The sequence below is a fragment of the Nocardia sp. NPDC051981 genome (genome assembly GCF_040680715.1).
Taxonomy (GTDB): Bacteria; Actinomycetota; Actinomycetes; order Mycobacteriales; family Mycobacteriaceae; genus Nocardia.
In genome coordinates this window covers 119959-143364 of record NZ_JBFAXK010000002.1, presented here as the reverse complement: position 1 = coordinate 143364, position 23406 = coordinate 119959, and the positions used below count along the sequence as shown (strand labels likewise).

The following is a 23406-nucleotide window of genomic DNA, read 5'->3' as shown; positions in this document are numbered from 1 at the left end:
GAGGGTTTTGCCCCAGATCCATGATGGGGAGACTCCTCGAGGGTGACACGGTGCGGGTGTACGAACGCCTGAAAAATCAGGTCTCTCAGAAGGATTTCGGGAATCACTCATCCAATTCCGCGAATCGGCGCAGTTTTTCGAGGTCCCGGACGTGGACGTGCCGGTTGTTCAGGCGCACCAGGTCGGCCTCCCGCATCTCGCGCATGGCCAGCCCCACCGCGTCCACACCAGCGCCGACGAGATTGCCGAGCTCCTCGTAGGACAGTCGCACGGTGATCTCCCACCCCGCTTCCGCACGCCGCCCGCAGGATTCGACGAATTCGACCAGCAGACGCGCCAGCCGGATGTGCACGTGGCAGCCGCCGAAGTCCAGGCGCCGCTGATCGGACCAGGCCAGCCGGTCCGCCAGCGAGCGGCACAGCACCAGCGAACCGTCCGGATGGGATTCCAGGAACGCCATGAACACCGATCCCGGAATGCGGTGCGCGATGGTGGCGGTGCACACCGTCGCGGTATTGGACCGTGGCGAATCCGGTACCAGCGCACCCAGTTCGCCGATCACGTCGCCGCTGACCCGGATCGCGAAGAGCTTGCCGTCGGCGGCGGTGATCTTCACGCACGCCGACAGTGTGCGATCCCGCGAGCGCAGCAGGTACACCGTGGTGCCGGGTTCGCCCTGGCGCATGAGCACGGTGCCCGGCGGGCAGTAGGTCTGCACGCCGAGCTGGAGCAGGTCCTGGCGGCTGCGCGCGCACAGCCGTTCCATGAAAGTTCCCGTAGGCCAGGGCCAATCGCCCAGATGCCCGCCGCCTGGTGGGTTCACAGTCGTATCCGGTTCCGTACCGCCGTGGGAAGCTGCCCCGATCCATCCACGGTAGGCGAGCGAAACCGGTTGCGACGCAGGGGACGCCGAGGTGTTACGGATTCACGACCGGACGGGGGTCACAGAGCGTGCGCGTCGAGCCAGACCCGGGCGACGGCTGCGGGGACGGCGCCCTGGTCGCGGACCTGGTGGATCATGTCGGCCAGGTCGGTGGTGGTGAGTTCGCCGGCGACATAGTTGAGTTTGCGGAGTTGCTGGTCGGTCAGGGCGGATTTGCGCATGACCGGGAGGACCATGGCGGCGCGGAACGCGTAGTCGGGGTCGGCGAGTGGGGCGAGGCCGGCGCCGCCGTCGGGGAGGAAGGCGGGCGGGCCGGGTAGGACGGCCAGCTGGATTTCCCCGTCGGAGAGGGCTTTTCGCAGGTCGGCGTCGGTGTCGAAGGTGACCGGGTGGGTGATCGCGCAGTGGTAGACCGTGCGCAGCGGGTCCAGGACGTCGCGTTGCGGGTCGAGCGGGGCGCGCAGGGCGTCCAGCGGCGAACCGGTGTCGATACCGATGATGAGCTCGGCGCAGCGCGCGCCCAGGTCCTTCAGCGAGGATGGCAGGCCGTCGAGGCGGGCGGCGGCGACCACGGTGGGGCGCAGGTCGGTGCCGTCGGCGGCATCGGAGTCGACGACGCCCTCCGGAAGCGCCTTGGACAGAGCCGGATTCACCTCGTCCGGTTTGGTGGCGGTCGCGGTGGAGTCCAGAGCGGTCAGCAGATCTCCGCTGACATCGCCGAACAGCGCGATTCGGTCGGCGTCGAGAGCCGCGAGCAGATCCGTGCGCTGTCCGATCCGATCCTCGACCCGGGTGCGCAGTCCGGTGCGGGCCAGCGCGCCCGCGTAGATCTCGGCGATCATCATCGATTCCACCGAATTCCCCGCTCCCACTGTCAATACCGGTCCGGTGCCCGAGCTGCCGCAGGCCACCGCGGCCGCGGCGACCGCGACGACCAGCAGCGCCGACCCGAGGCGGGGCCGCCGCGCGAGGCGGAGCGAGCGGACGCGACGGCCGAGGGCGCGCGGTGCGGAGGAGTCTGTGCCGGACACGCGCAACAGTCTGCCGCCCCACCCCTCCCCCGCGCGAAACCGACCCGCGCATGAGCGCACCGCGGAGTTCCGCGCAGCTCGAGCCGAGACGTTCCGCCGCTGGAAACGACCCGGCAGGATGGCTCGACCGTATCCGCCAAATGCACGAAACCGACCACAGGTAGGCAACGTTCGCAGGAACAGCCGGGCAATATGGACAGTTGAGTCTGTTTCAGGGGTGGAATCCGCCCCGCCCGCGCAGGCACCCCGCTCGGAAGGACGACAGTGCACTCGCTCATCACCACCCGCGCCGACGGCAGGCGCACCGCCCGGACCGTACTCCGAATTCTGGCCGCGTCGGTGGCGCTGGCCGCGGCCATGGCGCTGTCCGCCTGTGGCGGCTCCAAGTCCAATCCGCTCGGCGGTGGCGGCGACTGCGGCAGCGACGCCAACAAGGTGACTGTCGGCTCGGCCAACTTCCCGGAATCCGAGACGGTGGCCGATGTCTACGCGGAAGCGTTGCGCGCCAATGGTTTCGGCATCGAGACCAAGCTCAATATCGGCAGCCGCGAAGCCTACGTGCCCGCGCTGAAGCAATGCGCCATCACCCTCATCCCGGACTACACCGGCAATCTGCTGCAGTACCTGGACAAGTCGAGCACCGCCACCACCCCGGACGAGGTGAACGCGGCACTGGCCAAGGCGCTCGGCGATCAGCTCGCCATCGGCACCCCCGCGCCCGGTGAGGACTCCGACGCCGTCGTGGTCACCAAGGCCACGGCCGAGAAGTGGAGCCTGACGAGCATCGCCGACCTGGCGGCGCACTCGGCCGAGGTGAAACTGGCCGCGCCCGCGGAGTTCTCCGAGCGGCCCGGCGGCCTGCCCGGCCTGAAGAAGAACTACGGCCTGGACATCGCGGCCGCGAACTTCGTGCCGATCGCCGACGGCGGCGGCCCCGCCACCGTGAAGGCGCTGACCGAGGGCCAGGTCACCGCGGCCGACATCTTCACCACCTCCCCCGCTATCGCCGCCAACAACCTGGTGGTGCTGACCGACCCGAAGCACAACTTCCCGCCGCAGAACGTGGCGCCGCTCTACAACACCGCCAAGAAGAGCGACAAGCTGACCAAGGTGCTCGACGCGGTGTCGGCGAAACTGACCACCGCCGAACTCATCTCGCTCAATACCGCCGTCTCCGGCAGCAGCAAGACCGAACCGGCCGCCGCCGCCAAGCAGTGGGTGGCCGCGCAGGGGCTCGACAAGCCGATCGTCTAGGGAGGGCCGAACACGGTGTCCGCCATCGAATTCACCGGCGTCAGCAAGACGTATCCGGACGGCACCACCGCCGTCCACGACCTCGACCTGCGCATCGAATCCGGGTCGTTCACCGTGTTCGTCGGGCCGTCCGGCTGCGGCAAGACCACCTCCATGCGCATGATCAACCGCATGATCGGCCCCACCACGGGCACCATCACCGTTGGCGGGCAGGACATCTCGCGCAGCAATCCGGTCGAGCTGCGGCTCGGCATCGGCTACGTGATCCAGAACGCGGGCCTGCTGCCGCACCGCACCGTGGTCGACAATGTGGCCACCGTGCCGGTGATGCGCGGGCAGTCCCGTCGCGCGGCCCGCCGGGCGGCGCTCGAGGTGATGGACCGGGTCGGGCTGGATCGCGGCCTGGCGCAACGCTATCCGGCACAGCTGTCGGGTGGCCAGCAGCAGCGCGTGGGCGTGGCCCGGGCGCTGGCCGCAGACCCGCCGATCCTGCTGATGGACGAACCGTTCAGCGCCGTCGACCCGGTGGTGCGCACCGAACTCCAGAACGAGATGTTGCGGCTGCAGGCCGAACTGCACAAGACCATCGTCTTCGTCACCCACGACATCGACGAGGCCATCAAGCTCGGCGACCACATCGCCGTCTTCGGCCCCGGCGGCTACCTCCAGCAGCACGATGTGCCGCGGACCGTACTCGCCCAGCCCGCCACCGATTTCGTGGCCGGCTTCGTGGGCCGCGACCGCGGCTACCGGGAGCTGTCCTTCCGGACCGCCGATACCGTTCCGCTGCACGGACTCTCGACGGTCACGCCGGAGGAGGTGCCCGGCATCCGGCTGGCGCTGGGCGAATGGCGGCTGGTCATCGACCGGGCCAAGCGGCCCATGGGCTGGATCGACACCACCGGCGTGGAGGGCGTGCGCGCCGGGCACGCGCTGACCGACAGCATGGCCGCGGGCGGCTCGCTCTTCCCACAGGACGGCGATCTGCGCCAAGCGCTCGACTCCGCCATCTCCTCGCCGTCGGAAATCGGTGTGGCGGTGGATGATTCCGGGGCGGTGGTGGGCGCGATCTACGCGCGCGACGTGCTGGAGCAGCTGCACCGGCAGCGCACCGCCGAGGAGGCCGAACGCAATCGGGTCTTCTTCGAGGAGCCCCGGTGAGGTACCTGATCGACAATTTCGACGAGATCACCGGATACGCCCGCACCCATCTGTATCTGGCCCTGCTGCCGCTGCTGCTGGGCCTGGTGATCGCGATCCCGGCGGGCGCGCTGGCGCATCGGGCGCGCTGGCTGCGGCGGATCACCACCACGGCGGCCAGTGTCGCGTACACGATTCCGTCGCTGGCGCTGTTCGTCATTCTGCCGCCGCTGCTGGGCCTCGGCGTCATCGATCCGCTGAATGTGGTTATCGCGCTGACCATCTACTCGGTGGCGCTGCTCATCACGGCGGTCCCCACCGCCCTGGATTCGGTGCCCGCCGACACCCTCGACGCCGCCGACGCCATCGGCTATCCGCGCTGGCGGCGGGTGCTCACCGTCGACTTCCCGCTCGCCCTACCGGTTTTCATGGCCAACCTGCGGGTTGTGGCCGTCACCAATATCTCGATGGTGACCGTCGGCGCGCTGATCGGCGTCGGCGGGCTCGGCAAGCTGTTCACCCAGGGCTATCAGCGCGACTATCCGGACGAGATCGTCGCGGGCATCATCGTGGTGCTGGGGCTGGCCCTGATCGTGGACCGCCTGCTGTATCTGCTCGGCCGGGTGGCGACGCCGTGGCTGAAAGGGCGTGCGGCATGAGCGGTCAGGCCGCGGAGGAGGCAGCTCGTGTAACCACGCAGCTTCCCCGCCCATGCCGAATGGAGTCAGCATGAACCTCTTCCTGGATGCCTGGCGCTTCCTCACCGACGGCGCGAACTGGTCCGGCCCGGCCGGCATCGGACGCCGCATTCTCGAACACCTCTGGTACAGCCTCCTGGCCGTGGGCCTGTCGGCGGTGATCGCGGTGCCGATCGGGCTGCTGATCGGGCACACCCGCCGCGGGTCGGCGCTCATCGTCGGCTTCGCCAACTCCATGCGCGCTTTGCCGACCCTGGGCGTGCTGACCTTCGTGGTGCTGCTCATGGGTCTGGGCCTGACCCCGCCGCTGCTGGCGCTGCTCACCGTCGGCATTCCGCCGCTGCTGGCGGGCGCGTACGCGGGCATCGCGAATGTGGACCCGATCGTGGTCGACGCCTCGCGGGCCGTGGGCATGAGCGAAGCCCGGGTGCTGCTGCGGGTCGAGCTGCCCAATGCCATGCCGGTACTGCTCAGCGGCCTGCGCGCGGCCACCCTGCAGGTGGTGGCGACCGCGACCATCGCCGCGTACGTGAACCTGGGCGGGCTGGGCCGCTACATCTTCGACGGCATCAGCCTCTACCGCTACGACAAGGTGCTCGTGGGCGCGATCCTGGTGGCCGCGCTGGCGCTGATTCTGGACGGTCTGCTGGCGTTCGTGGTGTGGCTGAGCGTGCCGGGAACCGGCCGGTTGCGGCGGGTCACGGGTCGCTTCAGAAACGTGCGCATTGACCTTCCGGTGTGATCGGGGTCACGATGTCTCCTGGCACACCCATCCCGAGACAGGAGGTTGCAGTGAAGGCTCGCGACATCATGCACCGGAGTGCGGAATGCATCCCCGCTGATGAAACCCTGGATCGCGCCGCTCAGCTGATGCGCAACATGGACGTCGGCGCGCTCCCCATCTGTGAGGGCGACACGCTCATCGGCATGCTCACCGACCGTGACATCGTCGTGCACTGCGTCGCCATGGGGCACGACCCCAGCCGGGTCCGAGCCGGCGATCTGGCCCAGGGCCGCGTCTGGTCGGTCGATGTCGACACGGATATGAGTACCGTCCTGGACGTCATGGAGCAGAACCAGATCAAGCGCATGCCGGTGCTCGACATGCGCAAGGGCAATCAATTGGTCGGCATGATCTGTGAGTCCGACCTCGCCAAGAACATCACCGACAAGCAGCTGGCCGAGTTCATCACCGCCGTGGCTGTCCCGCACTAGAACCAGGGAGGCGTCCCGGTTCGCAGCGGATTCACAGGCGCAGGCCTGAGAATTGCCGGGTGCAACCGGGACGCATTCTTGTCATCGAAGACGCCGAGGCCATTCGGGCCGCGGTAGGAGCCGGACTGTCCGCCGCCGGGCACGAGGTGCTCACCCGTGCGGACGGCGGCTTGCTGGAACAGGACCTGGCCCAGTTCCGGCCCGATGTCGTGGTCCTCGATGTGATGCTGCCCGGCCGCGACGGTTTCGCCCTGCTGGAATCGGTGCGGGCCCGCTCGGCGGCGGGGGTGGTCATGCTCACCGCCCGCGACGGCGTCGAGGACCGGGTGCGTGGACTGCGCGCCGGCTCCGACGACTACGTGGTGAAACCCTTCGACCTCGTCGAACTGGTGGCGCGAGTGGACGCGCTGCTGCGGCGGATGGGAAAACTTCAGAGCCGCATCGTGATCGGCGACCTCGAGGTGGACGTGGACGCCGGCGGCGCGCGGCGAGCCGGGCACGAGCTCACCCTGACCGCCACCGAATTCAAGCTCCTGGCCTACCTGGCCGCGCAGCGGGACCGGGTGCTCACCAAGACCCAGATCCTCACGGCCGTGTGGGGATACGAGGACTACGACCCCAACCTGGTCGAGGTGCACGTGAGCGCGCTGCGCCGCAAACTCGAGGAACACGGTGAGCGGGTGGTGCACACCGTGCGCGGCCTCGGCTACACCCTGCGGGTGCCGCGGTGAGGACGGTCTCGCTGCGCGGCCGCGTAACCCTCACGGCCGCACTGGTTTCCGGCATCGTCCTGGTGCTGGTCGCGCTGAGCGTGCACGCGCTGTTCGGGGTGGTGGTGACCCGCAGCGAGAACACCGTGCTCACCGACCGCGCCCAGCTGGCCAGACAGCTTGCGCAGGAAGGGGTTTCGCCGGAGAACCTGATCACCCGGGTGGACACGCATTCGGTGCGGGTCCGGCTGGTGCTGCCCGACGGCCGCACCTTCGGCAGCCTCGACCACCGGCTGGCCGAGGACAGCACCACCAAGACCCGCCTCATCAAACTCACCGGGCCCGGGACGCTCAACGACAGCCGGCTCACCCTGCAGGTGGACACGCCGCTGATCGCCCGGGTGCAGTCGCGGCTGGGACTGCTGCTGGCCCTGGCCACCACCGGGGCCATCGCGGTGATCTCGCTCGCACTCTGGCTCGGGGTGCGCCGTGCGCTCGCGCCCCTGGACGCCATGACCCGGCTGGCCCGCGATATCGCGCACGGCCACCTCGGCCGCCGCCTCGAGCCCTCCCGCACCGACACCGAATTGGGCCGCACCGCAGCCGCTTTCGACGAGATGCTCGATGCCCTGGAGGGCGCGCTGCGCGATACCGCCGCCGCCGAGGCCCGCGCCCGCGCCTCCGAACAGCGCATCCGGGTGTTCGTCGGCGACGCCGCCCACGAACTGCGCACCCCTATCACCGGCGTGCGCTCGCTGGCCGAAGCGGTGTTCCAGCAACCCGCGGACACCGATCCCGAGGACCGCCAGCGCATGCTGCTGCTCCTGGTCCGCGAGACCCAGCGCGCGGGCCGCCTGGTCGACGACCTGCTGGACCTGGCCCGCATCGACGCCGGCCTGCAGCTCCGGCTCGAACCGGTGGACCTGTACGAGCTGACCGCCACGCATCTCGACCGCATGCGAATGCTGCACCCGCACACCGAATTCCGGCTCACCGGCGAGGCGGCCACGGTGCCCGCCGATCCCGAGCGCATCACCCAGATCCTCACCAACCTGTGCAGCAATGCCTGCCAGGCCATGAAGGACGACGGCGGCGTCACCGTCGAGCTGCGCGCGTATGCCGATGCCGTCGACGTTGTCGTCTCCGACAGCGGCCCCGGCATTCCGGCCGGGGATCGCGAGCGTATCTTCGACCGCCTGGTCCGTCTCGACCATGCCCGCCATCACCGCCCGGACGGTTCGGGTCTGGGCCTGGCCATCGCGCGCGGCCTGGCCCGGGCGCACGGCGGCGATCTGACCTGTGCCGACCCCGCCCCCGGCACGACCGGAGCCGTCTTCGTCCTCCGCCTGCCCCGCAGCGCACCCCCGGCTCGCCCGTGATCACCGGGGTTGCCGAGGTTGCCGGAGTATGGCTGAAGATCACCTGAAGATGGCCGTCCGATTCAGGCCGCCTTCAGTTTTCGCGGGCAGATTCGGTGGGGACCACAACCCACGAACCTGGAGTGAGAATGAAACGCACCCTTGCCGCGGCCCTGGTCGGCGCCGCCGGAGCGGCCGCCATCGCCCTGGCCGTGCCGGGTACCGCCTCCGCCGACACGCCGCAGTGCAGCCCGCAGGCCGCCGCCGCGGCCCGCGCGGACGCCGCCCCCAAGGTGGCCGCCTACCTGGCGCAGCACCCGGATGTGGCCGCCGAGATCGCCAAGGTGAAGACCCTGCCCAAGGACCAGCGCCGCGCCGAACGGCAGGCGTGGCGGCAGGCCAACCCGCAGGAGGCGCAGGACCTGAAGGCCGCCCGCCAGGCCGTGATCGACTACCACCAGGCCTGCGGACGCCACAGGTAAGCGGTCACCACGTCAGGGCCCGGTCGAAATGACCGGGCCCCATGCGCATTTCGGCGCGCTTCCGATCGATCAAACGCGGGACAGATCGAACTTCCCCGCCGTGACCGCGCCCACGAACGCATCCCACTGACCGGCGGTGAAGACATGCGCCGGCCCGGCGGGATTCTTGGAGTCACGGACACCGACCCGGCCCCCGACCAGGAACGCGGCCTCGACGCATTCCTTACTGCCGCCGCTTCTGCTGCTCTTGAACCAACGTGCACCGTTGAGTTCGTAGTTCACGCGTTGTACTCCCTTGCTATCTCGCGCACCAGATCTCTGCTGCTCGACTCATCCAGCGCAGCCCGCTGGAGGACTCTGTACGCCTCGATGTAGCGGTCGACGACATCGTGCTTCTCCGAGTACATGTCGCTCGAGTAGCCCTCGCTGTAGATCGTGGTCGGCGCGATGGGCTGGCCACGTCCATCCGGTCCGAAATCGATGATCACGAATGGTCCGGTCTGATCACCGGTCGGCATCCCGGCGGAGAACGGAAGGATGCGGAGGGTCACATTCGGCAAAGTACTTGCCTCGGCGAGACGTTTGAGTTGGTCTGCCATTATCTTCGGCCCGCCGATCACTCTGCGCAACGCAGTTTCTCCGAGCACCATGTTCAGCTGAGGCTTCTTGAGGTTGTGGGTGAGGAGGCGCTGCCGCCTCGCCTTCAACTCCAATCGCCCTGCGAGAGCGGCTTCTCCGTCCTCCGGGTTAGCGGTGTAGGCCAGTACGCGTGCGTAGGGACGCGTCTGGAGGAGTCCGGGGATGAGGTCGGGCTGGTAGGTCGTCAGCATCGTGGCAGCGGATTCCATATCCACGTAGATGCGGAAGTCCTCCGGAAGAACGCGGCTGAACTCGTGCCACCATGATTTCCCGGCAGCGGTTTCCGCGAGACCCCTCAGGTGCGCGGCCTGGCGATCGTCTATCTGGTACAGCCGGATCAGGAGGTCCAGATCGGGACGGCGGATCTTCGCGACCTCTCCGGCCTCGTGTCGCTGGAGCTTGCTCTTGCTCCAGTCCATCTGTCTGCCAGCCTGTTCCAAGGTAAACCCGGCCTCCTCACGGGCCGACTTCAGGTACCGGCCGAGCTGGCGGCGGGTGAGAGTGCTTTCGCTTTCGGACATGGAATTTCCCGTTCTCGGGTCATCATGTTTCCCGCTCCGAGACGACGATGATTCCCGAAGCGGGAAAATCATCTCACGATCTGAGGGTCGAATCCTGGTGAAACAGTGAGAAAATCCGGATTCCCGCTTTTCACTTCCCACGTCCTCGTCGCCTCGATGCACTTGACGCATGACAACCCAGCAACCGAGCAAGGAGCCCGAGCACACGAGATCCTGGGTCGACGACGACTGCCTGAACGGTTCGATTCACCCCATCACCCGGGCGCGGGCCGAAGGCATCAGCGCGATCCACGCCAACTGCGAGCCGCCGTGCCCGCGCGCGGAGAGCGCCCGAAAGTACCTGACACGGGAAGGAATTCACCATGCCGGTGCAGCGCATGACCGGTGAGAGTCCGGTCGAACGGCGGATGTGGCTGTACCGGGAGCTCTACGGTCTGCCCTGTCGGATATCGGGCACCCGAATCACGCTGTCCACCAGCGATGTCAGCGCGATCAATGCGCCGAGCGGCCTGGCCGCGCTGATCGACGATGAACTGTTCTGGAGCAAGAAGGTCACGCCGATCCTGGACGAGGGCACCGGCACCGGCGACCTGATCCTCCTGGCCGCCCCGAGCCCCCTCGACATGACCGGCTGCGCCGCCGATCTCCGCCGCCGCGCGCAGTGCGAGTTCCTGCCGCCGGGAAAGCAAATCACCCTCCCCTCCACGCTCCCGCCCAACGGACCCGAGCCCCACTGGTTCAGATACCCGCAGTCGGAGAGCCTCCAGCCCATCACTGCGGTCCTACGCGCGATCCGCATCGTCCTCCGCGACATCCCCCGCACCTACCCCGGCTAGCCACGAGAGGACGCCATGCTCACCGAAATCATAACCACCACAACAACTTTCATGTTCCTCGCATGGCATCTCGCCCAGACCGGCCGACGATACCTCCCCAGCCCACGCCTCCCCGACCACCACTCGGTCGCCGCCATCCGATCCCGCATCGAAGGCGAAAAGCGCGTCGCCGCAGCCTCGAGACGCGAGGCCGCCCTATTGGCGACCCAACTCACGACCACAACATGACAACCCACCCGACCGCCACCCCAGAACCGTTCCACCTTCGGCATACAAGGCTTGGGCAACGGCGTCCACGGCGGAATCAACATCTTGTTCGGCGGGGCCTACGGAGGCGGCGGCAAACCCCTTCGGATCCGACCAAGGAACCTGGTGGTATCAACTCGGCAAACAGATCGGCACTTGGAGCCAGAACTGCAACCAGCGCGGAAACCGCACCTGCTACGACGGCAACACCCGTACCCCTGCGGATAGAGCTACCGCCCCACGAAATTGTGCCTTCGGCAGGTCCTGTCCACCGCGAACCCTCAGGCGCATACTCGAACGATGCACACCGTTCTGATCCTGGGTGCGGGATTCGGTGGGCTCGAACTCGCCGCCAGCCTGTCCTGGTCCGTGCCGGACGAGGTCCGGGTGACACTCCTCGACCGCGCCGACGGATTCGTATTCGGTTTCTCCAAGTTGGACGTGCTGTTCCGGGGCCGCACTCTCGACGACGTCCGGATTCCGTACGACACTCTCGACCTTCCGGCCGTGGAGTTCCGGCGCGAAACGGTCACCGCGATCGATCCCGCCAACCGAAAGGTCACCACCGACCGTGGCGGGTACGCGCCGGACACGCTCGTCGTCGCGCTGGGTGCGGAGTACGACTGCGGCGCCACCCCCGGATTCGTCGAGGACGGTCACGAGTACTACTCGCTCGAGGGAGTTCACCGGCTGCGTGAACGCCTCGACGCCTTCACCGGCGGCACCGTCCTGCTGTCGATCCTCAGCGTCCCGTTCAAGTGCCCACCGGCACCGTACGAAGGTGCATTGCTGCTCCACGAGGAACTCGTGCGACGCAACCTGCGCGGTGCGACCCGCATGCGAATGCTCACCCCGATGGACTCCCCCATCCCGGTGTCCCCCAGCTCCAACACCGCGATCGTCGGCGCACTCGCGGACCGCGACATCGAGTACACGACCGGAACGCGGGTGCGCGCCCTGGATCCGGCCACGCACACCGCGTCGACGCGCGGTGGCGACCTCGCCTATGACCTGTTCGTCGGGGTCCCCCGCCACCGGGTTCCGGATGTCGTGCAGGCCTCCGGACTGACGGAGGGCGGGTTGGACGGCTGGATCCATGTCGACGCGGCCACCCTTGCGACCCCGTACCCGGGGGTGTACGCGCTGGGCGACTGTGCGGACGCTCCCGTCCCCCGGGCGGGCGTGTTCGCCGAGACGGCGGCACGGACCGTCGCGGCGGACATCATCGCCCACCTGCACGACAGCCCGCACGAGGGCAGATACCTGGGACAGGGCACATGCCACATCGAGTTCGGCGGCGGCCTCGTCGGAAAGGTGGAAGCGGACTTCCTCTCCGGCCCGGCCCCGGTGGCTCCGTTCCTCGGACCATCCGTCGAATTCGCCAGGGAGAAAGCGGAGTTCGCAGCAGACCGCCGCAGGCGCTGGTTCGGGTCGTGAGATGAACGGCCCGGCCCGCCGTCCCACCCGCTGCGGTCGGCGCGATGCCGCCAGCCTGCTTGCGTGCGGTGAACTTCGGCAACAGCAGCTCTGCCGGCAGCGGCACCCGCCGGCGAACGCGCTATGAGTCGTCACACCGCGCAGCGCTCCAGTTGGGTACCGCGGCGCGGACCGATCGACATCAGGTCGCTCGGCTCGTCGAGTTCCAGACGGTGCCAACGGCCGCGCGGTACGACGTAGGCACGGCCGGCTGTCAAACGGACGAGATCCTCTGTCGCGCCGACGGTCTCGGGCCGGAGATACATTCGGATGCCGCCGGTCAGCACGCTCACCAGTTCGTCGCCTGCGGGATGCATCTCCCACAGGTCGCCATGGACATCCGCATCGGTCTCGGCGTGGAACATGGCTACCGTCCAGCCGTCCATATCGCCCTGCATGCGGCGTTGCTCGGTCAGCAGTCGCCCGTCGGCGAGTAGTCGCACGCCGCGCTCGAACAAGTTGACGACGTCGGATTCCATTGGTGTTTCCCTTCTTTCGAGTCGGTCCGCCGCGGGGAGTCGGCAGTTGGAATCAGTGTGCTCAGCAGGGCGCGGTGGCCGGGATAGCCAATCCACCTGCCAGCGAGGCCTTCCCGAACGCCAGTCATGAACCGTGCCATGGCGATCGCACCCGGCGCAGCAGATCCGAGCACTTTGTATACACGTACACAAAGTACCCGACGCATCCTCTACATGTCGATACCCTCGTGCCAAGATGATCGAGTGAGCACCCGCACCGGACGCCCCTCCCGCCTGTCGCGCGCTCAGATCGTGTCCGCGGCACGCGACCTCGTCGAGGCGCAGGGCGTCGAGACGCTGACCATGCGCCGCCTTGCGACCGAACTGGGCGCGACCCCGATGGCCGTATACCGGCACGTACGCGACAAGCAGGAACTACTCCTGCTTGTCCTCGAGGACATCGCCGCAGGAATGCGCCGCCCCGAACTCCCCGTCGACCCGCGGGACCGCGTCGTGGTCACAGCGCTGGCCATGCACGCCACCCTGGCCGAGGTGCCCTGGATCGTCGAGGTCCTCACCGGCGACGAGTTCTTCGCCCCCGCAGCGCTCTGGTACAGCGAGACGATCGTCGACGCCGCCATGACCTGCGGCCTCAGCGCCGACGACGCGGTATACGCCTATCGAACGATCTGGTACTACACCGCGGGGAACCTGATCGTCCGCGCCTCCACAGCCAGCCGTGACACGGACCGGATCACCTTCCGCGACAAGGTGTTCGCCGAATTGGACCCGGAAACCCTGCCGCGCTTGGCCGCACTGGGCGCACGTTACGTGGAACTCGCCGCCAGGGACACCTACGAGCAGGGTCTGCGCGCCCTGGTCGCGGGTTTGCTCGCACCGCCCACCTGAACCCGCACCGCATACCGCGCTGACCGAACCAGCCAGTGCGAGCGCTCCAAAGATCAACGAGCTCAGATCATCTCGCCCGACCGGGCCCGCCGGCACTAGCAGCGGGCACGCGATCAGCTCTCGCGCCGGGCCGCGTCCACGATCCACGCCGCGATCTGAGCGCGAGAGGTGAACCCGAGCTTGGTCAGGATGTGCTCGACGTGGGCATCTGCGGTGCGCTGGGAGATCACCAGGCGGGATGCTATCTGCTTGTTGGTGAGCCCTTCGGCGACCAGGTCCGCCACCTGGCGTTCGCGTTTGGTCAATGTCGTCCCGCCGGCCGACGGGGTGCCGGTCGATTGTTCTTCGTTCAGCGCGTAGGCGACCACGGCGTTGATTCTCATTGCCTGGCCGCGTCGCCACGCCGCATCGAAGCGCGTTTCACCGAGCGCGCGGCGCACGACACGCTCGCAGTCGAGGTGGGCCTCGACCATCTGCGGGAAGTAGATCGCCACGCCGGGGGCGGTCTGCATCATGTTTGCCGCGGCGCCCATCAGCACGGCGGATCGCTGGTCGTCGGTGCCGGCCGCGAGCCACGCCAGCACTTCGAGATCGAGCGCCGCGACGAGCAGGCTGCGCATGCACTGGTTGAGCCGCAGCGATTCCCGCAGCAAATCCTCTGCGCGGGCGCCCTCACCCTGCTGCCACGCCGCGATCCCGGTCATCCCCAGAACGGTCGACCGGAACAACGACTCGCCGCACGCCTCGGTAATGGACAGGATCCGCTGATGGCACTCGGCCGCCCGCCTGGAGTCGCCCTGCTGCGCGTGCGCCACACCGAGCAACAGCAGCGCGACAACGTGCAGACATCCTCGCGGGTCGGAGCTCAGCACCCCGATGGCTCGATCGATACACGACACCGCGCGCGCGGGCTCCTCGAGATAGAGAGCCAGATCACCCTCCGCGAAGGCGATCAGTGCCTGGTTCATGGGCGTGGGATCGCGCTCGGCGAGCGCACGCCCCTGCGCGAGCAGGGTGGCTGCCGTCTCGAGGTCCCATTGCCGCGTGGCCATGAAGACGCTGGCGTGCAGCGCCCGGACCCGGTCGGTTGTCGAACGTGCGCAGGGATGGGCCAGGGCGCGATCGAGCCAGCGGCGGCCTTCACCGAACAAGCCACGGAAACTCCAGAACACGAAGGAGGCGGCGGTGATGCGCAGCCCCGCTTCGGCTGACTGCTCGGTCTGGTCGGACATGCAGAATTCGAGCACCGCACGGATGTTCCCCTGCTCGCGGTCGAGCCGGGCCATCCAGTCGAGTTGCCGGTCGCTGATCAAGTCGGCCTCGGCATCGAGCACCAGCCGTCGGTACCAGTCCCGGTGCCGCCGCCGCAGATCCTCGTCCGCGCCGGCCTCCCGCAGCTTGTCCTGCCCGTAGGCCCGTACGGTGTCGAGCATCCGGAAGCGGACCGCACCCGCGGGTTCTTCCCTGATCACAACCGATTTGTCCACCAGCCAGGACAGCACATCGAGCAGCTCTGCCGCCTCGGTATCGGCACCGCACACCGCCTCGGCGGCGTCGAGTTCGAAACCACCGGCGAACACCGACAACCGGGCCCACAGCCGCTGCTCGGCCGGAGTGCACAGCTGATAGCTCCAGCCGATGCACCACCGCAGGGTCTGCTGCCGGGTCGGCGCGGTGCGGTGGCCCCGGGTGAGCAGCGCGAACCGGTCGGTGAGCCGCTGCAGAATCTGGTCCGGCGACATGGTGCGCATCCGGGCCGCCGCGAGTTCGATCGCCAGTGGCAACCCGTCCAGCCGGGAACAGATCCCGACCACCGCGGCCTTGTTCTCCTCGGTCAGCGCGAATCCGGGCACGACCGCCGCGGCGCGATCGCCGAACAGCACCACCGCATCGTATTTGCGCAGCTCTCGCAGCGTCGGCTCGCGGCCGGCGGCAGGAACGCTCAGCGGTGACAGCCGCCGCACCGCTTCTCCGCTGATGTCCAGCGGCTCGCGGCTGGTGACCAGGATCCGCACTCCCGGACACCCTGACAACAACGTCTGGGCCAGGCTCGCCATCGACTCGGCAACCTGCTCGCAGTTGTCCACGACGAGCAGGGTTTCACGGGATCGCAGAAACTCGACCAGAGTGTCGTGGACCGGCCGGGCCGAATCGACCCGCACGCCGAGCGAGGCGGCGACGATGGGAGCCACCAGCGACGGATCACGCACGTCGGCCAGATCGATCGCCCAGACTCCATCGGCGAAGTCGCATCGAACAGCCGAGGCCGCCTGCAGCGCCAGCCGGGTCTTGCCCACGCCGCCCATTCCGGCCAGCGTCACCAGCCTCGACACGGTCAGCAGGTTCTTGAGCTCGGTCAGCTCGGCGCGCCTGTTGACGAAGCTGGTCAACTCGGGCAGCACATTGCCGCCGCGGCCTATGCTGCGCGACGAGGTTCCGACGGCACGCAACTCCTCCGCTACCGTCATGCTCACGTCACGGCGGGTACGGTTCGCGGCGTCGTCGATCATCAGCCGCGCGCAATCCTCTCGGTATTGCTGTGAGCACCGGACATGATCAACTCACCTTTCGACGGTGCCCAGCCTATCGCCCGTGACGAGCGGACATCCAGCTATTCGACGGTTGCGGGCACGGCTATCCACGGATGCCTCCGCGCCGACCGCGAACACCGGGAAGCAATCCCATGGCGTCGATATCCGAGATCCTCACCCTCGTACATCGCGACCCCGACCGCGGACGGCGCGATGCCACCGACGGCGGCATGGCCGCGTTCCGCACAGCGGACCTGAACGTCCTCCATTGGCTCGAGAAGATCCGTTGGCGGTCAACGGTTCTCGTGCTGGTCGGCACGCACATGCGCGCGCATCCCTTGGAGGCCGAACAGGATGAGTAGTTCGACCGTTCCGCCGTCGGCGCTGCCCAGCCAGTGCGGCAACGAGGTGTCGAACTCTGCGGCTTCACCGGGCGGCAGTGTCAGGTCGCGTTCGCCGACCACCAGCCGGAGGCGACCGTTGAGCACGTACAACCATTCGAAGCCGTCGTGCTTCTGCGGTGTCGGGTCGAGCGGTTCCGTCTGGGCGGGGATGACCATTTTGAACGCCTGTATGCCACCCGGTCGCCGGGACAGCGGCACGAAGGTCATCCCGGACCGCCGGATCGGCTTGAGGTGGATCCGCGGATCACCGGTGCGCGGGGCGCCGACGAGGTCGTCCAGGGGAACGTCGTAGGTGCGGGCCAGCGGCAACAGCAACTCCAGGGTGGCGCGGCGCTGCCCACTCTCCAACCGGGACAGCGTGCTCTCCGACACCCCGGTCCGCGTCGCGAGGTCGGCGAGGGTGATCCCGCGGGCGCGGCGCAGCGCACGCAGTCTCGGTCCCACTGCGTCGAGCACATCGTCGATTTCGCGGTCCACGAGGCCATCTTGCCGGAACCGCAAGTTTGCGTGCCAGATCCGGATGGCCGCGGCGAGACTGGGCGCGCCCCGACCGAAGGAGTCCCGATGAACGCCAGCACTGCGAAGCGCCTGACACGCCGCAAAGACACCCCGCCGCCTCGCACGGTGGCGGTCGCCGCGCTCGCCCTGCTGATCACGATGGGCGCGGCGGCCTGCGCTCCGGCCGCCTCCGATGTCGCCCCCTACGCTGTCGCCACCCAGGGCGACCCCGCGTTCGAGAGCACCTTCCGGCACGAGTTCGCCGACGTCGATGGTGTCCGTATGCACTATGTGACCGGAGGCAGCGGCTCGCCGGTGGTGCTGATCCACGGTTGGCCGCAGACCTGGTACGGCTGGTGGCCGATCATGCCGGCACTCGCCGAAGGACACACCGTCTACGCCGTCGACCTCCCCGGACTGGGCGACAGCACCGGCTCACCGACCGGCTACGACAAGGCCACCCTGGCCCGGTATGTGCACGCCCTCATCGCCGATCGGCTCGGAGTGCGGGATGCCCGCGTTGTCGGGCACGACTTCGGCGCCGCGGTGGCCTTCGAGTACGCCGCCCAGTACCCCGCCGACACCGCGCGCCTCGGCTACCTAGACCTACCGCTACCCGGGCCCGCGATCGACGCGCCGACCTACCGCTCATTGAGCTGGCACATCGCCTTCCACTCCCAGCGTCGAGTCCCCGAAACCGTCGTCGGCGACCACGTCCGCGAGTACCTGGCCCTGTTCTACCCGCAGGTCTCCTTCGGCGGCACGGCATTCGGCGGCGCCTCGGACCGATCGCCCTTCACCGACACCGAAATCGACGAGTACGCAAGAACATACAGTCGGCCCGAGAAACTGGCGGGCGGCTTCGACCTCTACCGCGCCCTGGACAAAGACGTTCGCGACACCGTGGCAGCAATACCCACTTCCGTCCCGACCCTCCTCATGACCGCTCAGGGCCAACTCGACGCGATCCGAGCGACCGTCGCACCGCGCATAACCAATATCGTGCGCGCGGTCGACGTGCCACACGCAGGGCACTGGCTCGTCGAGGAGAACCCCCAATTCGTCGCGGCGGAACTACAGCACTTCCTCTCCTGACGACCCCACCCGAACTCCCCTCCCCTTTCGACATATATCGCTTGCGGCAAGATCCGGGAGTGCCGCACAATAGGCGGCCGATGCCAGGGACCTGCGGAAATGCGGAAGCAGCAGCGACTGGGCGGGAGAGAACCGGGCGAATGGTGGCCGAAATCGGTTCCGGCGATGTCACGCAACCCTCGTTTGAAATCCTCGAGGGTGGGTGGTTCCGCGCGACCACCTCGCCCGCTGGTTCGGCAAGCCCGCCAACTGATTTCGACCGGGCAGCCGAAAGCCCGGTTCGCTACTCCTGGGGCATCGCCCAGCGGCCGCGGGCCTGCTGGATGTGGTCGCGCAGGAAGTGTTCGACGGCGTCCTGATCGCGGGATTCGAGGAGGTCGACGATTGTGAGATGCTCGCGGGCGACGTCGACCAGTTCGCCTTTCTGGGCCAGGGAGGCGAGGCCGAACAGGCGGGTGTGGTCGCGCAGGTCGGCGACCAGGGCGTTGAGGCGCGGGTTGTCGGCGTAGCCGAGCAGGGTCAGATGGAAGATCTGGTCGGCCGCCGTGTATTCCACCAGGTCTCCGCTTTCGGCACCTTCGACGATCTTCTCGGCGAGGGCGCGCAGGTGCGGTATATCCGATTCGGGAATCAGCGGGGTGACCTCGCGGACCACCGGCGGTTCCAGCAGCAGCCGGATGCGGGTGATGTCGTCGAGGTCTTTCTCGGCCACCTCGGTGACCCGGAATCCCTTGTTGGGCACAATCGAGATGAGGTTCTCCCGGGCCAGATCCTGCATGGCCTCGCGGACCGGGGTGGCCGATACTCCGAACCGCGCGCCGAGCGTGGGTGCGGAATACACTACGCCGGGCTCCATTTCACCGGCGATGATGGCCGCGCGCAGTGCCCGCGAGACCTTCTCGCGCAGGCTGACCTTCTCCACCTGGGTGAACTGGTCGATACTCACGTGGTCGGCTCCCGTGCCCGTGATCGATGGATTCGATCGGTTCCCGACATTCTATGCCATGTCACGTTGCATAGCCGTCACGCCCTCGACACCCGGCCCGGAGTCGGCGCATGCGGCCTCGGCATCGACCGACCGCAGCGACTTGCCCGCGGTCTCCTTGGCCAGCCCGACCGCCAGCACCGAGATCGCCGCGGCCACAATCAGATACAGCGAGATCGGCACCGAGCTGTGGAAGCGGTCGAACAGACTGATGGCGATCAGCGGGGCCAGCGATCCGGCCAGAATCGGCGCGGCCTGATAGCAGAACGACAGGGCCGTATATCGCACATGCGTGGGGAACATCTCGGTCATGAGCGCGGAATACGGTGCGTAGGTGAGGGATTCGACGGCCAGACCGAGGGTGATGGCCACGATGATGACGGCGTAGTTTCCGGTATCCATCATCGGGAAGGCCAGGAAACCCCAGCCGGCGGTGAGCACGGCCCCGGTGAGATAGACCGGCCGCCGCCCGATCACATCCGACAGCAGGCCTGCCGCCGGAATCATGAAGAAGTGCAACAGGTGCGCCACCAGCATCAGCGCCAGGATCGGCGCGGTGTCCACGTGCACGGCGAGCTTGAGATAGGTGATCGAGAAGGTCACCACCAGGTAGTAGAGGATGTTCTCGGCGAAGCGCGCGCCGATGCCGATCAGCACCTGTCGCCAGTGATGGCGCAGCACTTCGACGATGCCGAGCGCGTGGCGCCGGTCGGCGTCCAACCGCTGTTGCGCCTCGCGGAAGATCGGTGCGTCGTCGACGCTGGAGCGCACCCAGTAGCCGATCAGCACGACGACGGCCGACAGCCAGAAGCCGATCCGCCAGCCCCACGAAAGAAACTGCGCGTCGGACAGATTCGCCGACAGCACCAGCATGACCACGGTCGCCAGGACATTGCCCAGCGGCACGCCCGACTGCGGCCAGCTCGCCCAGAACCCACGCCTATGGTCGGGGCTGTGCTCGCTGACCAATAGCACCGCCCCGCCCCATTCGCCGCCGAACGCGAAGCCCTGGATCAGGCGCAGCGTCACCAGCAGCACCGGGGCCCAGTAGCCGACCGTGGCGAAGGGGGGCAGGCAGCCCATCAGGAACGTGGTGATGCCCACCACGACCAGGCTCAGCTGCAACAGCGCCTTGCGTCCGACGCGATCTCCGAAGTGCCCGAACAGGATTCCACCGAAGGGCCGGGCCAGGAACCCGACGGCGTAGAGCGCGAAGGCGGCGATGATCCCGTCGACGGCATTACCGTTGGAGCGAAAGAACACCTCCCCGAAGACCAGCGCGGATGCCGTGCCGTAGAGGAAGAATTCGTACCACTCGGCGACCGCGCCGACCATGGCCGCGGCCACGATCCGGCGCAGTCCGGTCGGCGAGGTAGTCGGGCTCGGATCGGATTGCCGTGCTGTCGCGGAGTCGTCAACTGCGGTCATGCGCCACCCTCATCTGTGATGTGTGACATTGCACCATAGGGTGGTGATCCGGATCACGCAAGTGGTTGACCGGGCATGACTCCATCACTTACCGTCAGTGCAATGTCACACGTCACATGGTGACAAGCGGCCGGGGCGCTCACCCCGGACTCTCACCCGATGGAGGCTCACATGTCCGAAACCACCACGTCGCCGGCGAACAAGCCCTGGCACGGGGTGATCGTCGCGACCACCCTGCCGTTCACCGAGGATCTCTCGGTCGACTACGACGCCTACGCCGAGCACGTACGGTGGCTGGCGGCCAACGGCTGCCACGGCGTGAGCCCCAACGGCTCGCTCGGGGAGTACCAGACCCTCGACGACACCGAACGCGCCCGGGTGGTGACCACCGCCATCGAGGCCGCACCGCCAGGCTTCACGGTCATGCCCGGCATCGCCGCCTACGGCGCGCTGCAAGCGCGTAAATGGGCCGAGCAGGCCGCCGAGGCCGGCGCCCAGTGCGTCATGCTGTTGCCGCCCAACATCTATCGGGGCAATCGGGAGGTCGTCCTCGATCACTATCGGACGGTGGCCGCGGTCGGTCTACCCGTCGTGGCCTACAACAACCCGATCGACACCCGCATCGACCTCACCCCGGACCTGCTGGCCGAACTGCACGCCGAGGGGCTGATCGTCGGCGTCAAGGAGTTCACCGGCGATGTCCGGCGTTTCTACGAAATCAAGGAACTGGCACCGGAACTCGACGTGCTGATCGGTTCCGACGACGTGGTGCTGGAACTGGGCATCGCGGGCGCGGTCGGCTGGGTGGCCGGCTACCCCAACGCCATTCCGCAGGTGACCGTCGAGCTGTACAACGCGGCGGTCAACCGCGATCTGGACAAGGCCCTGCCGCTGTACCGGGAACTGCATCCGCTGCTGCGCTGGGACTCCAAAACCGAATTCGTCCATGCCATCAAGCTGTCGATGGACCTGGCCGGGCGCCCCGGCGGCGCGTGCCGACCGCCGCGGATTCCGCTCGCCCCCGGGCTGACCGCCCAGATCACCGCCGACACCACGGCGGTGCTGGCCAAGGGTTACCGGTAATCCGCAGGCGAGCAGGCGAATACGGAAACGAGGACAACACGATGATCGACACGACAGCCGGATCGATCGCCGACACCACGGCGGCCGAGGTCGACGCCACGGTCGCCGCCGCGGCCGGGGCCGCCCCGGCGTGGGCGGCGCTGGGTGCGGCCGGTCGCGCTCTGGTGCTGACCGACCTCGCCGACCGGCTCGACGCCCGCGGCGCGGAGCTGATCGCCATGGCGCGCAACGAAACCCGGTTGACCGAGGCGCGGCTGACCGGCGAGTTGCGGCGCACCACGTTTCAGCTGCGCCTGTTCGCCGAGACCGTCCGCGACGGCGGCTATCTCGACGTGCGCATCGACACCGCCGACGCCGCGTGGCCGATGGGTGCGCCGCGCCCGGATCTGCGCCGGATGAACATTCCGCTCGGCCCGGTCGTCAATTTCGCGGCGAGCAATTTCCCCTTCGCCTTCTCCGTCGCCGGTGGCGATACGGCCGCCGCGCTGGCCGCCGGGTGCCCGGTCATCGTCAAGGCCAGCCCGGGCCATCCATTGCTGTCCCGGGCAGTCGGCGCGATCGTCACCGAGGCGCTGACCGAAAACCACGCTCCGAGCGGAACTTTCGGCCTGGTGTTCGGTGTCGACGCGGGTGTGCGGGTACTGACCCATCCCGCCGTCACCGCGGCCGCGTTCACCGGCTCCACCCGAGGCGGGCGCGCACTGTTCGACATCGCGGCCACGCGACCGGTGCCGATTCCCTTCTACGGTGAATTGGGTTCCGTCAACCCGGTTTTCGTCACCTCCGCGGCCGCGAGATCACGGGCCGCTGAGATCGCCGCCGGGCTGCTCGGCACGCTGTCGGCCAGTGCCGGGCAGCTGTGCACCAAGCCGGGGATCATCGCGGTCCCGGACGGGTCGCCGCTGCTCGCCGAACTGGCCGGGTCGGCACCCGAGCCGACCGGTGAGATGCTCAATGCCGCAATCGAGGCCGGATTCGTCGGGGCCGTCGAACAATTGCGCACGCACCCGCGGGTGCGGATCCTGAGCGGCGGCGCGGCGGGGCGCACCCTGCTGCTGACCACCACCGCCCAGGACGTGCTCACCGATCCGGAAACTCTGATACACGAGATGTTCGGCCCCGCAGCACTGGTGGTGACCTATCGGGAGACCGCCGAACTGCTCGAGCTGGCCCGCGCGGTGAGCGGGCAGCTGACGGTCTCGGTCTTCGGCGACCAGGCCGACGGTACCGCCCGCGCCCTGCTCGCCGAGGCGGCGGGCGCGGCGGGCCGGGTGTTGTGGAACAGCTGGCCCACCGGCCTGTCGGTGACCTACGCGCAGCAGCACGGCGGGCCGTATCCGGCGACCACCGCGCCCGCGTCGACCTCGGTGGGCACCGCCTCGATCGCCCGGTTCCTGCGTCCGGTGGCGTTCCAGTCGGTGCCGCCGGAGCTGTTGCCGCCGGAATTGCGCGACGACAACCCGCTGGGTGTGCCTCGATCGGTGAACGGGACACGGGCGCAATGACATTCGACACGTCAGGCACAT

23 protein-coding genes are annotated in these 23406 nt (G+C 68.1%); 14 read left to right on the top strand and 9 right to left on the bottom strand.

Annotated elements, in window-relative coordinates:
- Positions 1-103: 103 nt before the first annotated feature.
- Positions 104-766, bottom strand: coding sequence for a Crp/Fnr family transcriptional regulator (locus tag AB0L60_RS04620; protein WP_364607219.1), 663 nt, complete (start codon positions 764-766; stop codon positions 104-106).
- Between the two features lie 176 nt (positions 767-942).
- Positions 943-1914, bottom strand: coding sequence for a glycine betaine ABC transporter substrate-binding protein (locus AB0L60_RS04615; RefSeq protein WP_364607216.1), 972 nt, complete (start codon positions 1912-1914; stop codon positions 943-945).
- Between the two features lie 357 nt (positions 1915-2271).
- Here AB0L60_RS04615 and AB0L60_RS04610 point away from each other — a divergent pair, with 357 nt between their 5' ends.
- From AB0L60_RS04610 to AB0L60_RS04575, 8 genes are all read left to right on the top strand, one after another.
- Positions 2272-3168, top strand: a complete 897-nt coding sequence (locus AB0L60_RS04610) for an ABC transporter substrate-binding protein (RefSeq protein ID WP_364608498.1) — start codon at positions 2272-2274, stop codon at positions 3166-3168.
- A 15-nt stretch (positions 3169-3183) separates the two neighbouring features.
- The gene (locus AB0L60_RS04605; protein WP_364607213.1) at positions 3184-4329 is read left to right on the top strand and encodes an ATP-binding cassette domain-containing protein; all 1146 of its coding nucleotides are present in this window, start codon (positions 3184-3186) and stop codon (positions 4327-4329) included.
- Positions 4326-4967 carry an ABC transporter permease gene (locus AB0L60_RS04600; RefSeq protein WP_364607210.1) on the top strand — a complete coding sequence of 214 codons (642 nt, stop codon included), beginning with the start codon at positions 4326-4328 and terminating at the stop codon, positions 4965-4967. The genes AB0L60_RS04605 and AB0L60_RS04600 overlap by 4 nt, the downstream gene beginning before the upstream one ends.
- 70 nt (positions 4968-5037) lie before the next feature.
- Positions 5038-5748, top strand: coding sequence for an ABC transporter permease (locus tag AB0L60_RS04595; protein ID WP_364607207.1), 711 nt, complete (start codon positions 5038-5040; stop codon positions 5746-5748).
- A 50-nt stretch (positions 5749-5798) separates the two neighbouring features.
- Positions 5799-6221, top strand: coding sequence for a CBS domain-containing protein (locus tag AB0L60_RS04590; RefSeq protein WP_364607204.1), 423 nt, complete (start codon positions 5799-5801; stop codon positions 6219-6221).
- A 59-nt stretch (positions 6222-6280) separates the two neighbouring features.
- Entirely contained in the window at positions 6281-6952 is a 672-nt protein-coding gene (locus AB0L60_RS04585) for a response regulator transcription factor (RefSeq protein WP_364607201.1), read from the top strand.
- Positions 6949-8310 (top strand): HAMP domain-containing sensor histidine kinase, encoded by a 1362-nt coding sequence (locus tag AB0L60_RS04580; protein WP_364607198.1) that lies wholly within the window; start codon positions 6949-6951, stop codon positions 8308-8310. The genes AB0L60_RS04585 and AB0L60_RS04580 overlap by 4 nt, the downstream gene beginning before the upstream one ends.
- Positions 8311-8438: 128 nt before the next feature.
- Positions 8439-8771: a hemophore-related protein gene (locus tag AB0L60_RS04575; protein ID WP_364607195.1), complete on the top strand. Its 333-nt coding sequence runs from the start codon at positions 8439-8441 to the stop codon at positions 8769-8771.
- 69 nt (positions 8772-8840) lie between these two features.
- On the opposite strand, the gene AB0L60_RS04570 is transcribed toward AB0L60_RS04575, so the two are convergent.
- Both AB0L60_RS04570 and AB0L60_RS04565 read right to left on the bottom strand, forming a co-directional pair.
- On the bottom strand, positions 8841-9053 hold the full coding sequence (locus tag AB0L60_RS04570; protein ID WP_364607192.1) for a DUF397 domain-containing protein: 213 nt from the start codon (positions 9051-9053) through the stop codon (positions 8841-8843).
- Positions 9050-9931 (bottom strand): helix-turn-helix transcriptional regulator, encoded by an 882-nt coding sequence (locus AB0L60_RS04565; protein ID WP_364607189.1) that lies wholly within the window; start codon positions 9929-9931, stop codon positions 9050-9052. The genes AB0L60_RS04570 and AB0L60_RS04565 overlap by 4 nt, the downstream gene beginning before the upstream one ends.
- A gap of 362 nt (positions 9932-10293) precedes the next feature.
- Between AB0L60_RS04565 and AB0L60_RS04560 the strand changes: the two genes are divergently transcribed.
- Positions 10294-10767 carry a hypothetical protein gene (locus tag AB0L60_RS04560; protein WP_364607186.1) on the top strand — a complete coding sequence of 158 codons (474 nt, stop codon included), beginning with the start codon at positions 10294-10296 and terminating at the stop codon, positions 10765-10767.
- 546 nt (positions 10768-11313) lie between these two features.
- The gene (locus AB0L60_RS04555; protein ID WP_364607183.1) at positions 11314-12450 is read left to right on the top strand and encodes an NAD(P)/FAD-dependent oxidoreductase; all 1137 of its coding nucleotides are present in this window, start codon (positions 11314-11316) and stop codon (positions 12448-12450) included.
- A gap of 131 nt (positions 12451-12581) precedes the next feature.
- Here the strand turns inward: AB0L60_RS04555 and AB0L60_RS04550 are convergent, their stop codons facing one another.
- A complete protein-coding gene (locus AB0L60_RS04550) occupies positions 12582-12968 on the bottom strand; it encodes a cupin (RefSeq protein WP_364607180.1) in 387 nt (128 codons plus the stop codon).
- Positions 12969-13211: 243 nt separating this feature from the next.
- Here AB0L60_RS04550 and AB0L60_RS04545 point away from each other — a divergent pair, with 243 nt between their 5' ends.
- Positions 13212-13856: a TetR/AcrR family transcriptional regulator gene (locus AB0L60_RS04545; RefSeq protein ID WP_364607177.1), complete on the top strand. Its 645-nt coding sequence runs from the start codon at positions 13212-13214 to the stop codon at positions 13854-13856.
- Positions 13857-13969: 113 nt separating this feature from the next.
- Here AB0L60_RS04545 and AB0L60_RS04540 read toward each other — a convergent pair whose 3' ends face one another.
- Both AB0L60_RS04540 and AB0L60_RS04535 read right to left on the bottom strand, forming a co-directional pair.
- Complete coding sequence (locus tag AB0L60_RS04540) at positions 13970-16366, bottom strand: LuxR C-terminal-related transcriptional regulator (protein ID WP_364607174.1); 2397 nt, start codon at positions 16364-16366, stop codon at positions 13970-13972.
- A gap of 314 nt (positions 16367-16680) precedes the next feature.
- Entirely contained in the window at positions 16681-17268 is a 588-nt protein-coding gene (locus AB0L60_RS04535; protein ID WP_364607171.1) for an XRE family transcriptional regulator, read from the bottom strand.
- Between the two features lie 87 nt (positions 17269-17355).
- Here AB0L60_RS04535 and AB0L60_RS04530 point away from each other — a divergent pair, with 87 nt between their 5' ends.
- Complete coding sequence (locus tag AB0L60_RS04530; protein WP_364607168.1) at positions 17356-18384, top strand: alpha/beta hydrolase; 1029 nt, start codon at positions 17356-17358, stop codon at positions 18382-18384.
- Between the two features lie 283 nt (positions 18385-18667).
- On the opposite strand, the gene AB0L60_RS04525 is transcribed toward AB0L60_RS04530, so the two are convergent.
- Positions 18668-19330: a GntR family transcriptional regulator gene (locus AB0L60_RS04525; RefSeq protein ID WP_364607165.1), complete on the bottom strand. Its 663-nt coding sequence runs from the start codon at positions 19328-19330 to the stop codon at positions 18668-18670.
- A gap of 51 nt (positions 19331-19381) precedes the next feature.
- On the bottom strand, positions 19382-20797 hold the full coding sequence (locus AB0L60_RS04520; RefSeq protein WP_364607162.1) for an MFS transporter: 1416 nt from the start codon (positions 20795-20797) through the stop codon (positions 19382-19384).
- 171 nt (positions 20798-20968) lie between these two features.
- Between AB0L60_RS04520 and AB0L60_RS04515 the strand changes: the two genes are divergently transcribed.
- Together AB0L60_RS04515 and AB0L60_RS04510 are read left to right on the top strand one after the other, a co-directional pair.
- Positions 20969-21880 (top strand): dihydrodipicolinate synthase family protein, encoded by a 912-nt coding sequence (locus AB0L60_RS04515; RefSeq protein ID WP_364607159.1) that lies wholly within the window; start codon positions 20969-20971, stop codon positions 21878-21880.
- Between the two features lie 41 nt (positions 21881-21921).
- Positions 21922-23385: an aldehyde dehydrogenase family protein gene (locus AB0L60_RS04510; RefSeq protein ID WP_364607156.1), complete on the top strand. Its 1464-nt coding sequence runs from the start codon at positions 21922-21924 to the stop codon at positions 23383-23385.
- Positions 23386-23406: the final 21 nt, after the last annotated feature.

What these genes read in the sequence shown, in the direction of transcription:
- AB0L60_RS04610 (WP_364608498.1), top strand. Translation starts at nt 2,272, where the DNA reads ATGGCGCTGTCCGCCTGTGGCGGCTCCAAGTCCAATCCGCTCGGCGGT.
- AB0L60_RS04515 (WP_364607159.1), top strand. Translation starts at nt 20,969, where the DNA reads ATGTCCGAAACCACCACGTCGCCGGCGAACAAGCCCTGGCACGGGGTG.
- AB0L60_RS04620 (WP_364607219.1), bottom strand. Translation starts at nt 766, where the DNA reads ATGGAACGGCTGTGCGCGCGCAGCCGCCAGGACCTGCTCCAGCTCGGC.
- AB0L60_RS04575 (WP_364607195.1), top strand. Translation starts at nt 8,439, where the DNA reads ATGAAACGCACCCTTGCCGCGGCCCTGGTCGGCGCCGCCGGAGCGGCC.
- AB0L60_RS04565 (WP_364607189.1), bottom strand. Translation starts at nt 9,931, where the DNA reads ATGTCCGAAAGCGAAAGCACTCTCACCCGCCGCCAGCTCGGCCGGTAC.
- AB0L60_RS04510 (WP_364607156.1), top strand. Translation starts at nt 21,922, where the DNA reads ATGATCGACACGACAGCCGGATCGATCGCCGACACCACGGCGGCCGAG.
- AB0L60_RS04520 (WP_364607162.1), bottom strand. Translation starts at nt 20,797, where the DNA reads ATGACCGCAGTTGACGACTCCGCGACAGCACGGCAATCCGATCCGAGC.
- AB0L60_RS04550 (WP_364607180.1), bottom strand. Translation starts at nt 12,968, where the DNA reads ATGGAATCCGACGTCGTCAACTTGTTCGAGCGCGGCGTGCGACTACTC.
- AB0L60_RS04595 (WP_364607207.1), top strand. Translation starts at nt 5,038, where the DNA reads ATGAACCTCTTCCTGGATGCCTGGCGCTTCCTCACCGACGGCGCGAAC.
- AB0L60_RS04555 (WP_364607183.1), top strand. Translation starts at nt 11,314, where the DNA reads ATGCACACCGTTCTGATCCTGGGTGCGGGATTCGGTGGGCTCGAACTC.
- AB0L60_RS04560 (WP_364607186.1), top strand. Translation starts at nt 10,294, where the DNA reads ATGCCGGTGCAGCGCATGACCGGTGAGAGTCCGGTCGAACGGCGGATG.
- AB0L60_RS04540 (WP_364607174.1), bottom strand. Translation starts at nt 16,366, where the DNA reads ATGATCGACGACGCCGCGAACCGTACCCGCCGTGACGTGAGCATGACG.
- AB0L60_RS04530 (WP_364607168.1), top strand. Translation starts at nt 17,356, where the DNA reads ATGAACGCCAGCACTGCGAAGCGCCTGACACGCCGCAAAGACACCCCG.